Source organism: Pseudomonas cedrina subsp. cedrina, from assembly GCF_001983175.1.
Taxonomy (GTDB): Bacteria; Pseudomonadota; Gammaproteobacteria; order Pseudomonadales; family Pseudomonadaceae; genus Aquipseudomonas; species Aquipseudomonas cedrina.
In genome coordinates, this window is record NZ_MNPW01000014.1 from 28,646 (window position 1) to 41,976 (window position 13,331).

Below are 13,331 nucleotides of genomic sequence, written 5' to 3' on the forward strand. Positions count from 1 at the left end.
CTTACCGGGCCACTCCTACGGGCCCGCCAGGAGGCCCGATGAAGCTATTAACGACCTTTGCCAGCGTGATGCTGTGCGCCGCCCTGCCCCTGTTTGCCCACGCCGACAGCTGCGCCGAAGTCACGGTGGACGGGTATAAGGCACCCAACTATGGTTGCCTGAGCCAGCAGATGGGCAATGACACAAATGCGACCAAGGCCGCCAGCAAAAACCGCGAAGCGCAAAACATCCCCATCGAAAAACGGCCGCCGAACGCGGTGGGTTTATCCACCCCGGCGGCGACCAGCGTGCGCATGGGCAACACGTTCGGTACGTCGGTGAAGCCGCAGCGGCCCTGACTACAACAACGACAGCGGATAACTGATGATCAACCGGTTCTCGTCAAACTCGTTGGTGCTGAAGTCCCGACGCAAGGTCGAGTTGCGCCAGCGCACATTGAGAAGCTTGGCCGGGCCGCTCTGTACCACATACGCCAGCTCCTGCTGATATTGCGCCCGCCGCTAAACCGCAAATCCCACCCACACAGCCGATCCCCTGTGGGAGCTCTCGAGCTTTAGCGAGGCAGCGATAGCGGTGTGTCAGGCGACGAACATGCCAGCAATGCCGCCGCCTTCGCAGCCTCGCCGGGGCTCGACAGCTCCCACAGTTGAGTTGCGGTGCTGCCGAAAATGGCGTCAGCCGCTAAACCGCAAATCCCACCCACACAGCCGATCCCCTGTGGGAGCTGTCGAGCTTTAGCGAGGCTGCGAAAGCGGTGGGTCAGGCGAAAAAAATGCCAGCAGTGCCGCCGCCTTCACAGCCTCGCTGGGGCTCGACAGCTCCCCATAGGGCAGTGCCGCTCGTGCGATCACGCGGCCTGGCTTTCCTTCTTCAGGCTATCCATATCAATCACAAACCGGTACTTCACATCACCCTTGAGCATCCGCTCATACGCCTCATTGATCGCCTGGATATCGATCATCTCAATATCCGAAACAATCCCGTGTCTGGCACAGAAATCGAGCATGTCCTGGGTCTCCTGGATACCGCCGATCAACGAACCCGCCAGGCTGCGGCGCTTGAAGATCAGGTTGAACACCGTCGGCGACGGGTGCGGGCTGTCGGGTGCGCCGACCAGGGTCATGGTGCCGTCGCGCTTGAGCAGGTTGAGGAAGGCGTCGAGGTCGTGCGGCGCGGCGACGGTGTTGAGGATAAAGTCCAGGCTGTTGGCGACCTTGGCCATTTCGTCCGGGTTCTTCGACACCACCACTTGGTCGGCGCCCAGGCGCAGGCCGTCTTCGCGCTTGTTGAGTGAGGTGGTGAACAACGTGACATGGGCGCCCATGGCATGGGCAATTTTCACCGCCATATGGCCGAGACCACCGAGGCCGACCACACCGACTTTCTTGCCGGGGCCCACCTTCCAGTGATGCAGCGGCGAATAGGTGGTGATGCCCGCGCACAACAGCGGCGCCACGGCGGCCAGGTTCGCGTCGTCGTGGGAGATGCGCAGTACGAACTTCTCCTTGACCACGATGCTGTCGGAGTAGCCGCCGAAGGTGTTTTCACCGCCGAACACCGGACCGTTGTAGGTGCCGGTAAAGCCGTTCTCGCAGTATTGCTCTTCGCCTTCGGCGCAGGACGCACACTGTTGGCAGCTGTCGACCATACAGCCCACGCCGGCCAAATCACCGACCTTGAACTTGCTGACATTGCTGCCTACCGCCGTGACGCGACCGACGATCTCGTGGCCGGGCACGCTGGGATACAGGGTGTTGTTCCACTCGTTACGCGCGGTGTGCAGGTCGGAGTGACAGACGCCGCAATAGAGAATATCGATCTGTACGTCGTCCGCCCCCGGCGCGCGGCGCTCGAAGGTGAAAGGCTTGAGGGAATCCTTGGCGTTCTGGGCGGCGTAGCTGTAAGTCTTGGCCATTTCGTTCACCTGTGAAAATCGGATACTGGAAGTCAGATGACCGGCCTGGACGCTGAATCGTTCAATCAAGCACGCCTGTACAATTCGCCCCGCTGGCGCATCCCTAAGCTCACGGCTTTCGATCCTAGGCATAGCGCTGGAGAGTAAGCATGTGTAAACGCGTGATTAAGGTTTCCCTGGCCCTGACCTTGCTGGCCGGGCAGATCATGGGCAGCGCATTCGCCGCAACACCCGCGGTGACCGTGGCGCCGCAATACGACACCAGCCACGTCTACGTCGCGCCGGCCGATGTCGACCGCTTTGCCCAGAGTTTCCTGGCGACCTTTGGTGGCAAAAGCACCGCCCAAGTGGTGGTGAATGTGCTGCCGGTGCCGAGCAGCACCACCTCGCAATTGCTGCAGACCCCGGCCGGCACGGTGTCGCTGTTTGGTTTCAGCACGCCGATCCCACACCCGTTCGGCCAGGAGCGCAATGGCTATCTGGTCAAGGACATGGACGTCGCGCTCAAGGCCGCCCGTGAAAACGGTGCGGCGGTGATCGTCAGCGACTTCCCCGACCCGATCGGGCGTGATGCGGTGGTGCAGTGGCCGGGCGGTGTGAACATGCAGCTTTACTGGCACACCAAGACCCCGGATTACGCCGCGTTCCAGACCGTGCCGGAAAATCGCGTGTACCTCAGCGCAGACCGCGCCGACGCCTTTGTCAAAGCCTTTACGGGCTTCTCCCACGGCAAAGTCCTGGCCGATGACAAGCACGCCCCTGGCGTCGATATCGGCCAAGCCGGCGGCAGCTATCGCCGTGTCGACATCGAGTCGCCGTTCGGGCGCATGGCGGTGCTGGTCACCAACGGTCAACTGCCCTACCCGTTCGGCCACGAGACCACCGGTTACCAAGTGGCTGACCTGACGGCCACCCTGGGCAAGGCCACCGGCTCCGGCGCCAAAGTGCTGGTGCCCGCCTTCGACAGCAAAGGCCGGCGCAGCGCATTGGTCGAGTTCCCGGGCGGCTACGTCGCGGAAATTCATCAGCTCAACGCGGCAAAATGAAGCGTCGCGCAGGCTTGAGCCTGGCCGTGCTGTGGCCGCTGCTCGCCGGCAGCGTCCACGCCGACGAGCAAGCGACACGCCCGGCGATCAAGGCCAACCGTTGGCAGGAAGACTGGTCGGTGCTGCAAAACCCGGCGCTGCGCACGCAACCGTTGGACAACTTGAAGTACATCCCGCTGTCGAGTGCCGACCCGTTCACCTATCTGTCCCTGGGCGCGACGTTGCGCGAGCGCTTCGAGATGAACGATGCCAGTGGTTTCGGCGTACGCGACGTGAAGCGTGATCGCTACCTGATCCAGCGTTTCCAGGTGCATGCCGACCTGCACCTGAACCAGAACTGGCGGGTGTTCACCCAACTCGAAGACGTGCGCGCCTACGACAAAACCACGATTGGCGGCGCCGACCAGAACCGCGTTGACCTTCGCCTGGCCTTTGCCGAGTACGTCAATGCCTTCAGCAGCGGCACGCTGAAGGTACGGCTCGGGCGCCAGGATTTCGCCTTCGACCTGCAGCGCTTCATCTCATCGCGGGACGGCCCGAATGTGCGGCAATCCTTCGATGCGCTGTGGGCCGACTGGGAGACCTCCAACTGGCGCTTCATCGGCATTACCAGCCAGCCGGTGCAGTATCAGGACGAACGGCACTTCGACGACAAGTCCAACAGCGACGCGCGTTTTCACCTGGTGCGGGTCGAGCGCCTGGTGGGCGGCAAGAACGAACTGTCGGCCTACTACGGCGTGTATGAACGCAGCGCCGCGCACTACCTGGACGCGGACGGCGACGAGACCCGCCACCTGTTCGACGCACGCCTGGGCGGCGCGGCCAGGGGTTTTGACTGGGACATCGAAGCGATGCTGCAAAGGGGTTCGGTGGGCAGCAAGGACATTCGCGCCTGGGCCGGCGGCAGTCGTACCGGCTACACCTTCGACAGCCTGGCCTGGAAACCGCGCGTGGGCCTGCAACTGGACATCGCCTCGGGTGACCGTAAGGCCGGCGATGGTAGCGTCGGCACGTTCAACCCGCTGTTCCCCAACGGCTACTACTTTTCCCTGGCGGGCTACACCGGCTACAGCAACTTGATTCACGTCAAGCCGTCGATCACCGTCAAGCCGATCGATAGGCTCAGCGTGCAAACCGCCATCGGCTTGCTCTGGCGCCAGACCACCGACGATGCCGTGTACACCCAGCCCAACCTGCCAGTGGCCGCAACGGCGGGCCAGGGTGATCGCTGGACCGGTGCCTACGCACAACTGCGCACCGACTATGTGTTCAGCCCCAACCTCACCGGCGCTGTCGAAGCCGTGCACTACGACGTCGGCCAGACCCTGCGCGACGCCGGTGGTGATGACAGCAATTACCTGGGGGTCGAGCTTAAATTCAGTTGGTGACCCCAACCAAGCACACCCATACAAGCCCGGCGTACGCTTTACACCAATAGTGACGCTGAGTTTTTCCCCGCTACCCAAGGAGTTTTCCATGAGCACATTTGTTGCCAAAGACGGTACCCAGATCTACTTCAAGGACTGGGGCAGCGGTAAGCCCGTACTGTTCAGCCACGGCTGGCCGCTGGATGCCGACATGTGGGAATACCAGATGGAATACCTGAGCAGCCGCGGCTTTCGCACCATTGCGTTCGACCGTCGTGGTTTCGGCCGCTCGGACCAGCCGTGGACCGGTAACGATTACGACACCTTCGCCGACGACATCGCGCAGTTGATCGAACACCTGGACCTCAAGGAAGTGACCCTGGTGGGCTTCTCCATGGGCGGCGGCGACGTGGCCCGCTACATCGCCCGCCATGGCAGCGCGCGCGTGGCCGGCCTGGTGCTGCTGGGCGCGGTGACGCCGCTGTTCGGGCAGAAACCGGACTACCCGCAAGGCGTGCCGACAGAAGTGTTCGACGGCATCAAGGCCGGGCTGTTGAAGGACCGTGCGCAGTTCATTGCTGACTTCAACACGCCGTTCTTCGGCATCAACAAGGGCCAGAAAGTCTCCGAAGGCGTGCTGACGCAAACCCTGCAGATCGCGATGCTGGCGTCGCTCAAGTCGACAGTGGATTGCGTCACCGCCTTCTCCGAGACCGACTTCCGCCCGGACATGGCCACAATCGACGTACCAACCCTGGTCATCCACGGTGACGGCGACCAGATCGTGCCGTTCGAGACCACCGGCAAAGCGGCGGCCGCTTCAATCAAGGGTGCCGAACTGAAAGTCTACAAGGATGCCCCGCACGGTTTCGCCGTGACCCATGCCCAGGCCCTGAATGAAGACCTGCTGGCATTCCTCAACCGCTGAAAACCCTGCACCACCCTCTCCTTATTTCGGCCGGGCTTGCCCGGCCTTTTTTTGTTCAGGAGAAACGCCGACTGAGGACAAGGCGCCCGGGCCCGGCAATTAAGACGCTGGTGAAAATGATCAACAGGAGCCAGCCGAATTGCCCTTCGAACAATGACCACTGCGGATGCACCACCAGCATGGCGATCAACAACACCGCCAGGATCGGCAAGCACGCCAGTCGCACCAGCACCCCGGCAATGATCAGCAGCGGGCACAGCACTTCGGCAAAGATCGCCAGCCACAGCGTGATGTGGGCACCCAAATGAAAAGGGTCCTCGATCAGCGTCAGTTGTTCGCTGTAGTCGATTAGTTTGGGCAACCCGTGTACCCACAGCAGGAACAGCGCCCCGCTGCCCCGCAAAAACAACAGCCCCAGGTCCTGACTTCTTGATTCGTTCATAGGTGCTCTCGGTTGGTTGACACACACCTCGATTGTGTCGACAGCGCTCCACGCACGCTTGCAAGCCTGTGCTGACCTCACTCCTGGGTGCCGGCAAACGCCGCGACGATTTCATCGATCACCACCCGCACCCGCGCGGTGTGGCGCAGGTCGGCGTGGGTCACCAGCCACACGTCATACGGCAGCGGCCGGGTGCGCTCCGGCCACAGGCGCACCAGCCCGTCGCGCTCGCCGGTGTACACCGGGATTTCCCCGACGCCAATGCCGGCGGCGATGGCTCGGCGTATCAGCAGGCTGGAACTCAAGGCCGCGACAATGCGCCCGCGGCCCACGGGCTCGCAGGCCAGGGCCAGGTCTTTGTGGCTTTGCAGGTAGGGCTGGTAGACCACCAGGTCGTGGCCCTCGAACAGGCTGCCCGGTTCGGGCGCGCCATGACGGTCAATGTAGCGCTGCGCGGCAAACAGCCCCACCGGCCAGCGGGCGATGCGTCGGGCTATCAGGTCGGGGTTGTCCGGACGTTGGTTGCGCACCGCGATGTCGGCCTCGCGCTTGGCCAGGCTGAGGATCTGGGTGGAGGCGTCCAGTTGCACGCGCACGTCAGGGTGCTTGTCGTGCAGGTGGGCAATGGCCGGGATCAGGAAATCGATCGCCAGGGAGTCGGTGGTGCTGACCCGCACGGTGCCGGTCAGGCGATCGTCCAGGCCCTGGATCTGGCGCTCCAGGTCGAGGGCTGAGCGCTCCATCTTTTCCACCGAGAGCAAGGCGGCTTCGCCTAAGGCGGTGAGCGCGTAGCCCTCGGAGGTGCGCAGGAACAAAGTGGCACCCAGGGATTTTTCCAAGGCGTTGATCCGTCGGCCCACCGTGGCCTGATCCACCCCCAGCACCCGCGCGGCGCCACGCAGCGTGGATTCACGGCACACCGCCAGGAACATCCGCGCATCGTCCCAATTCATAAGTTTCCCCAGTGCTGCATATATGCATCATCGTGACGCTAAATCGCAGCATTATTGCATCAACCAACATGGCTATGCTGGGCACCAGAGAAAAATTTCAGGACAGCCACCATGTTCGACACCCCCGCTCCATCGCGCAGCGCCGTCTGGCTGCCCATCTTCGCCGGCCTGTGCGCCAGCCTGGTCAGCATTGGTCTGGCACGGTTCGCCTACACGCCGTTGATTCCGTCCTTGATCCAGGCCCAGTGGTTTTCGGCCAGTGACGTGGTCTACCTCGGTGCCGCCAACCTGGTGGGTTACCTGATCGGCGCGCTGATCGGACGACCCATTGCCCAGCGCACCTCTAACAGAACCGCGCTGCGCATCATGATGGTGGCGGTGCCCCTGGCGTTCTTCGCCTGTGGCTTCCCACTGTCGGTGGTGTGGTTTTTCGCCTGGCGCCTGCTGTCGGGGATTGCCGGTGGCGCGATCATGGTGCTGGTGGCCGCCACCGTGCTGCCCCATGTTCCGGCGGCACGCCGGGGCCTGGCCAGCGGCGCGATCTTTCTCGGCATCGGCCTGGGCATCGCCGGCTCCGGCACGCTGGTGCCGCCACTGTTGAGCCTGGGCTTGCAGCAGACCTGGTTTGGCCTGGGCCTGTTGGCGCTGGTATTGACCGCTGCCAGTTGGTTTGCCTGGCCCGACGGCGCACCTCATCAGGCACCGGCACCTGCGCACGTTTCAGCGCGCACGCCATCTGGCGTGTACCTGTTGTTTGCCCAGTACGCGTTCATGGCGGCGGGCCTGGTGCCGGCGATGGTGTTCCTGGTGGACTACGTGGCCCGTGGCCTGGGCGACGGCGCGCACATCGGCGCAATGATCTGGGTGATGTACGGCCTGGGCGCGATTGCGGGGCCGGTGACCTACGGCTTTCTTGCGGATAGACTCGGCGCCCGCCAGAGTATCCGTTGGGTGCTGGTGGTGCAGGCGATATCGCTCGGCCTGTTGCCGTTCGCCGGCTCGTTTATCGCGTTGGCGGTGCTGGCGGTGATTCTCGGTTCCTTCCCGCCGGGCATCGTGCCCCTGGCGCTGGCGCGGGTGCATGAACTGCTGCCCGACCATCACCAGCAACAGGTGGCGTGGAGCCGCGCCACCGTTTCCTTTGCCACGTTCCAGGCACTGTCCGGGTTCGCCTACTCGGTGCTGTTCAACAGCAGCGGCGGCCAGCACGCGTTGCTGTTCATGATCGCGGCCGGCGCCATCGTGGTCGCCCTGGCCCTGGAATGGGGCATGATTGCGCTGAACCGCCGGCCGCTCGACACGGTCCCAACCCATACGCTCATCGCTGCAGGTAATCTGAAATGACGCTTCCACAAGAAATGACCCAGATCGAAATCACCACCCCCGGCGGCCCCGAAGTGCTGCAACCACGCCGGGCCGACGTGCCGGTGGCGGGCCCCGGCGAAATCCTGATCCGCGTGCACGCCGCCGGGGTCAACCGCCCTGACGCCTTGCAACGCGCCGGCAAGTACCCGATGAAACCCGGCATGAGCCCGCTTCCAGGCCTGGAAGTGGCCGGTGAAGTGGTGGCGCTGGGCGATGGCGTGAGCGAATACGCTATTGGCGACAAAGTCTGCGCCCTGACCAATGGCGGCGGCTACGCGCAATTCTGCAGCGTGCCGGCCGGCCAGGCCCTGCCGATCCCCGAGGGCATGGACTGGATCCAGGCCGCCGCCGTGCCGGAAACCTTCTTCACCGTATGGGCCAACCTGTTCGGCCTCGGCGGTGCGCACACCGGCCAACGCGTATTGATCCACGGCGGCACCAGCGGCATCGGTACGACCGCCTTGATGCTGTGCCGCGAGTTCGGCATCCAGGCCTTCGCCACCGCCGGCAGTGCCGACAAGTGCGCGGCGATTGCCGGGTTGGGTGCCGAGCCGATCAATTACCGTGAGCAGGACTTTGCCGAGGTCATCGCCCAGAAAACCGATGACAAAGGCGTGGATGTGATCCTCGATATCATGGGGGCCTCCTACCTGAACAACAACCTCAAGGCCCTGGGTATGGACGGGCATTTGGTGATGATCGGTTTCCTCGGTGGCGGCAAAGCCAATGATGTGGACCTGCTGAGTATCCTGGGCAAACGTGCCGTGATCACCGGCTCGCTGCTGCGCGCGCGCACCAGGGAAGAAAAAGCCGCGATTGCCGACCAACTGCGCGAGTACGTGTGGCCGGTACTGACAGCCGGGCGCTGCCTGCCGATCATCGACAAAGTGTACGAATACACCGACGCCGCCCAGGCCCATGCACGGATGGAGGGTGGCGATCATATCGGCAAGATTGTGTTGCGGGTCAGTTGATCCGGGATCAACACACATTGATCGTTCCCACGCTCTGCGTGGAAATGCCGCCTGGGACGCTCCGCGTCCCGCCGCACAGCTCAATGCGTGCAGGTGACGCAGAGCGTCGCGGGATGCATTACCACGCGGAGCGTGGGAACGATCAACGAGAGCACCGCTTTCTATCGTTCGGTGTATGCAGGGTAGTCGGTGTAGCCCTTCTCCGAGCCCCCATACATCCCTTCCGTGCGCAGCGGGTTCAACGGCCAGCCGTTGAAAATCCGCTGTGGCAGATCCGGGTTGGCAATGAACGGCCGCCCGAACGCGATCAAGTCCGCCAGCCCTGCTTCTACCAACTGAGCGCCGCGCTCGGCGGTGTAGCGGCCAGCGTAGATGATCCGTCCGCTGAAGGTCTCGCGCACCGCGCGGCGGAACGATTCGGGCAGCACCGGGGCGTTATCCCAGTCGGCTTCGGCAATGGACACATAGGCGATACCGGACGCTTGCAGCACCTTGATCGCTTCGATGTAGGTATGGTGCGGGTCTTCTTCCACCAGGCCGATGTACACCCGGTCCTGGTCGGTGCCGCTGAACAATGGTGAAAACCGCACGCCCAGACGCTCCGGCCCGACCACGGCCGTCACGGCTTCAACGATCTCGCGCAGGAAACGCAGGCGGTTCTCCAGGGAGCCGCCATATTCATCATCGCGCTGGTTGGCGTGGGCCGAGATGAACTGATTGACCAGGTAACCGTTCGCCGAGTGGATTTCCACCCCATCAAACCCCGCATCCAGCGCATTGCGTGCCGCCTGTGCGTAGTGCTCGATCAATTCCTCGATCTCGAGGACGCTCAGTGCACGCGGCACTGGCGGCTGCTTCAGCTCACCCGCACCTGGCGCGGTTTCGATAAAGGCCTTCGCCTGCAGCGCCTGGATCGCAGAAGGTGCAACCGGCGCAGCGCCATCAGGCTGCAAAGCGTTATGCGACACCCGGCCGACGTGCCACAGTTGGGCAAAGATCACCCCGCCTTCGGCATGCACCGCGTCGGTGACTTTGCGCCAACCGTCGATCTGCGCCGGGCTGTAGATGCCCGGCGTCCACGCATACCCCTGGCCACGCGGTTCAATCTGCGTGCCCTCACTGACCATGAAACCGGCACTGGCACGCTGGCGGTAATACTCGGCCATCAAGTCGGTGGCGATATCGCCGGGCTGGGCGCTGCGCTGGCGCGTCAACGGCGGCAGTACGATACGGTTGTCGAGTGTGTGGTGACCCAGTTTTACCGGGGTACTTAAAATAGAGTTTGTCATCTAAGGTTTTCCAAATGGCGGACGCGCTGAAGCATTGGCGACTTATGCAAGTCGCCAATGAATCAAGCGATTTGATTAACTTACGCGGTGAGTTTCAGCAGGGCTTTAGCCACATCGCTGGAGCTGCCAGGGTTTTGCCCGGTGACCAGCAAACCATCGGTAATCACAAAGGATTGCCAGTCAGCGCCCTTCTCATAGTGGCCGCCGAGTTGCTTGAACTCATCTTCAATCAGGAATGGCACCACGTCGGTCAGCTCCACCGCGGCCTCTTCCGAATTGGAGAAACCGGTGACCCGACGGCCCTTGACCAGCGGCTCGCCATTGACCGCCTTGACGTGACGCAGGGCGCCCGGTGCGTGGCAGACAAAGCCGATCGGTTTGCCGGCACGCTCGAAGGACTCGATCAGCGCGATCGAGACGGGCGATTCCGCCAGGTCCCACAGCGGGCCATGGCCGCCTGGGTAGAACACGGTGTCGAAGTCATCGGCGTTGACGCGCTCCAGCTTCAGCGTGGTGGCCAGGGCCTGCTGCGCGGCCGGGTCGGCGGCGAAACGGTGGGTCTGTTCGGTCTGGAAGTCCGGCTGGTCGCTCACCGGGTCCAGCGGCGGCTGGCCGCCGGCCGGGGAAGCCAGCACCACGTCGGCGCCGGCGTCCTTGAACGCGTAATAGGGTGCGGCAAACTCTTCGAGCCAAAAGCCGGTCTTGCGCCCGGTGTCGCCGAGCTGGTCGTGAGAGGTCAGTACCATTAATACTTTCATTTTCCAGTGCCTCGATAGGTGGGAGTGTCGGTGTGGTCAGGCTGGCCCAACAACTGTCGGGTCAACCGCAGCGCCTCGTCGAAAGGCGCCGATGTACGGGTGATCTTGCTCATGACGCTGGTCCCCAACCACAACGCATACAGGCGCTGGGCCAGGTTCTCGGGGTGTTGCGCAAGCGTTATCGAGCCGTCTTCGATGCCCGCCTGCAAGGCCTTGGCGAGCAACCCGATGGTGCGTGCGGTGCCGCGCTGCAGGGCCAGGCGCATCGGCTCTGACAGGTCTGACACTTCGGCACCCAGTTTGACGGCAAGGCATTTGCCCGCGTCGGTGCAGCCGGTCTGGTTGTCGATCCAGCAGTCCCAATAGCGCATCAACTTGGCGTGCTGGGTTAAACCAGGCTGGTCGAACAGTTGCTGCATGCCGTGCACATAGTGGTCGAAGTAGTGGTCGAGCAGCACAACGCCGAACGCATCCTTGGAGCTGAAGTAGTGATAAAACGAACCCTTGGGCACGTCGGCGGCTTGCAGTATTTCGTTCAGGCCCACCGCGGAGAATCCCTTGCGCCCGACAATCAACTGCGCCGTGTCCAGAATGGCCTGCCGTGCACTTTTAGTTTCGCTGTTCATGCTTCACCCCGTCCGATTAGACCAGTCGTCTAGTTCGTTGAGGGGATGTTAGGAGCCGGGCAAAATTCGCACAATGTCAGATGCGCAAGGATTCCGGACATGACGCGAAGGCAGTTGCCGTTTACCCGGTACGCGCCGACAATCGCCTCTCCCGCGCCCCTTGGAGAATGACGATGCACAGCGTTGCGCTGATGGTTTACCCGAACTTCCAATCCCTGAGCCTCAGCCTGGGTTCGGTGTTCGAGTGCGCGAACCTGCTGCGCGGCGAGCCGGCCTATGAGTTTCACCTGGTCTCGGAGAGCGGCGGCGCAGTGATGACCTCCCAGGGATTTTCGGTGAATACCACACCGATCCGGCCCGAGGGTTACGACACACTGATTGTCAGTGGTTACCTGGAATTCCGCCTGCCGGAAGCCAACCTGCTGGAGCTGGTCAAGGCCGCGTCCGCGCAATCGCGACGGGTTGCCTCGCTGTGCATGGGTATTTTCGTGCTGGCCGAGGCCGGCCTGCTGGAAGGCAAGCGCACCACCACGCACTGGATTCACGCACCGGCGTTTCGCAAGCGCTACCCGCACATACGCCTGGAAGAAGACAAGCTGTTCGTCGTCGACGGCCAGGTGTGGACCGGCGCGGGCATGAGCGCCGGCGTGGACCTGGCGTTGGCCATGGTGGAAAACGACCTGGGCGGCGACCTCGCCCGGCGCATTGCGCGCAAGCTGGTGATCGCCCAACGCCGCGGCAGTGAACAGTCGCAGTTGTCGGCGCTGCTGGAGCTGGACCCCAAGTCAGACCGCGTGCAACTGGCCCTGGCCTACGCCCGCGAGAACCTGACCCACGACCTCTCGGTGGAGGCCCTGGCCGATGTCGCCCGGCTCAGCCCGCGCCAGTTCAGCCGGGTATTCCGCGAAGAAACCGGACAAACGCCGGCCAAGGCCATCGAATCCCTGCGGGTGGAGGCCGCCCGGTCGATGATGGAAACCAGTCGCCACCCGGTCGAGGTGGTCGCCCGCGAAACCGGGTTTGGCGACCGCGAGCGCATGCGCCAGGCGTTTCTGCGCGCATTCGGGCAACCGCCACAGGCGATGCAGCAGGCGTTTAATGCAGCGACACCCGCGTAATCAGGTAACTCACCAGTTGCGGCTCGTCCCCCAACTCAAGCGTCTGCACCGGGCGCGGCAGGTTATCCAGCACCGTGCGCCAGAATGCCTGGGACACTTCATCCTGGTCATAAAAGCGCACCAGCCAATCGGCCTCGCCGCTGCACAGCACCTGGCTGGCGATGGCACGGCCGATGCCTTTGCGCCGATAACGCTTGAGGATGAACAGGTCTGCCAGTTCCAGCGCATCGATGCCCGGCAGTTCGCTGCCCTCGATCAGCAGGAAACCGGCGATATAGCCGTCGACCAACAGCAGGTTGGCACTCCATTGCGGGTCCTGCCAATAACGGTCCAGGTGCTCATCATGGATGTAGAAACGGCCGTCCGCCTCGACATCTTCCTGCTCCCAGTCCGAGGACTCATAGGCGTAATACTGGTAGAGATTGCGGATCAGCTCGGCGGCTTCAGGGCCGGTCTGGATCAATTCGACAGTGGTTTCAGGCATGGGACCCTCAGTGGAAAAACGCAGGGCGCCATTGTTCACAAATCGTGGGGACAGTCCAGTACAGCG

The 13,331-nt window shown here is 63.0% G+C and carries 14 protein-coding genes and 1 pseudogene; 7 read left to right on the plus strand and 8 right to left on the minus strand.

The features are described 5' to 3' along the window. Positions 1 to 38 precede the first annotated feature (38 nt). On the plus strand, positions 39 to 338 hold the full coding sequence (locus BLL36_RS25110; protein ID WP_076954301.1) for a hypothetical protein: 300 nt from the start codon (positions 39 to 41) through the stop codon (positions 336 to 338). On the opposite strand, the pseudogene BLL36_RS25115 reads toward BLL36_RS25110, so the two are convergent. Together BLL36_RS25115 and BLL36_RS25120 are read right to left on the minus strand one after the other, a co-directional pair. Next, positions 339 to 485 (minus strand): annotated as a pseudogene (locus BLL36_RS25115) (OprD family outer membrane porin); the annotation flags it as partial. Between the two features lie 362 nt (positions 486 to 847). Then, on the minus strand, positions 848 to 1,915 hold the full coding sequence (locus tag BLL36_RS25120; protein ID WP_076954302.1) for an NAD(P)-dependent alcohol dehydrogenase: 1,068 nt from the start codon (positions 1,913 to 1,915) through the stop codon (positions 848 to 850). A gap of 149 nt (positions 1,916 to 2,064) precedes the next feature. On the opposite strand from BLL36_RS25120, the gene BLL36_RS25125 reads away from it, so the two are divergent. From BLL36_RS25125 to BLL36_RS25135, 3 genes are all read left to right on the plus strand, one after another. Beyond that, the gene (locus BLL36_RS25125) at positions 2,065 to 2,961 is read left to right on the plus strand and encodes a VOC family protein (RefSeq protein WP_076954303.1); all 897 of its coding nucleotides are present in this window, start codon (positions 2,065 to 2,067) and stop codon (positions 2,959 to 2,961) included. After that, positions 2,958 to 4,349 (plus strand): alginate export family protein, encoded by a 1,392-nt coding sequence (locus BLL36_RS25130; RefSeq protein WP_076954304.1) that lies wholly within the window; start codon positions 2,958 to 2,960, stop codon positions 4,347 to 4,349. The genes BLL36_RS25125 and BLL36_RS25130 overlap by 4 nt, the downstream gene beginning before the upstream one ends. An 88-nt stretch (positions 4,350 to 4,437) precedes the next feature. After that, complete coding sequence (locus BLL36_RS25135) at positions 4,438 to 5,256, plus strand: alpha/beta fold hydrolase (protein WP_076954305.1); 819 nt, start codon at positions 4,438 to 4,440, stop codon at positions 5,254 to 5,256. 55 nt (positions 5,257 to 5,311) lie between these two features. On the opposite strand, the gene BLL36_RS25140 is transcribed toward BLL36_RS25135, so the two are convergent. Next, positions 5,312 to 5,698: a DoxX family protein gene (locus BLL36_RS25140; protein WP_076954306.1), complete on the minus strand. Its 387-nt coding sequence runs from the start codon at positions 5,696 to 5,698 to the stop codon at positions 5,312 to 5,314. Between the two features lie 77 nt (positions 5,699 to 5,775). Continuing rightward, positions 5,776 to 6,651, minus strand: coding sequence for a LysR family transcriptional regulator (locus tag BLL36_RS25145; protein ID WP_076954307.1), 876 nt, complete (start codon positions 6,649 to 6,651; stop codon positions 5,776 to 5,778). Positions 6,652 to 6,762: 111 nt separating this feature from the next. On the opposite strand from BLL36_RS25145, the gene BLL36_RS25150 reads away from it, so the two are divergent. Both BLL36_RS25150 and BLL36_RS25155 read left to right on the plus strand, forming a co-directional pair. After that, entirely contained in the window at positions 6,763 to 7,995 is a 1,233-nt protein-coding gene (locus tag BLL36_RS25150) for a YbfB/YjiJ family MFS transporter (RefSeq protein ID WP_076954308.1), read from the plus strand. Continuing rightward, on the plus strand, positions 7,992 to 8,990 hold the full coding sequence (locus BLL36_RS25155; protein WP_076954309.1) for an NAD(P)H-quinone oxidoreductase: 999 nt from the start codon (positions 7,992 to 7,994) through the stop codon (positions 8,988 to 8,990). Before BLL36_RS25150 ends, BLL36_RS25155 begins: the two co-directional genes overlap by 4 nt. 161 nt (positions 8,991 to 9,151) lie before the next feature. Here BLL36_RS25155 and BLL36_RS25160 read toward each other — a convergent pair whose 3' ends face one another. From BLL36_RS25160 to BLL36_RS25170, 3 genes are all read right to left on the minus strand, one after another. Beyond that, positions 9,152 to 10,279 (minus strand): alkene reductase, encoded by a 1,128-nt coding sequence (locus BLL36_RS25160; RefSeq protein ID WP_076954310.1) that lies wholly within the window; start codon positions 10,277 to 10,279, stop codon positions 9,152 to 9,154. Positions 10,280 to 10,359: 80 nt separating this feature from the next. Continuing rightward, entirely contained in the window at positions 10,360 to 11,037 is a 678-nt protein-coding gene (locus BLL36_RS25165) for a type 1 glutamine amidotransferase domain-containing protein (RefSeq protein ID WP_076954311.1), read from the minus strand. Further along, positions 11,034 to 11,663, minus strand: coding sequence for a TetR/AcrR family transcriptional regulator (locus BLL36_RS25170; protein ID WP_076954312.1), 630 nt, complete (start codon positions 11,661 to 11,663; stop codon positions 11,034 to 11,036). Before BLL36_RS25170 ends, BLL36_RS25165 begins: the two co-directional genes overlap by 4 nt. A gap of 173 nt (positions 11,664 to 11,836) precedes the next feature. On the opposite strand from BLL36_RS25170, the gene BLL36_RS25175 reads away from it, so the two are divergent. Beyond that, the gene (locus BLL36_RS25175; RefSeq protein WP_076954313.1) at positions 11,837 to 12,781 is read left to right on the plus strand and encodes a GlxA family transcriptional regulator; all 945 of its coding nucleotides are present in this window, start codon (positions 11,837 to 11,839) and stop codon (positions 12,779 to 12,781) included. On the opposite strand, the gene BLL36_RS25180 is transcribed toward BLL36_RS25175, so the two are convergent. Then, positions 12,759 to 13,265: a GNAT family N-acetyltransferase gene (locus tag BLL36_RS25180; RefSeq protein WP_076954314.1), complete on the minus strand. Its 507-nt coding sequence runs from the start codon at positions 13,263 to 13,265 to the stop codon at positions 12,759 to 12,761. The genes BLL36_RS25175 and BLL36_RS25180 overlap by 23 nt on opposite strands. Positions 13,266 to 13,331: the final 66 nt, after the last annotated feature.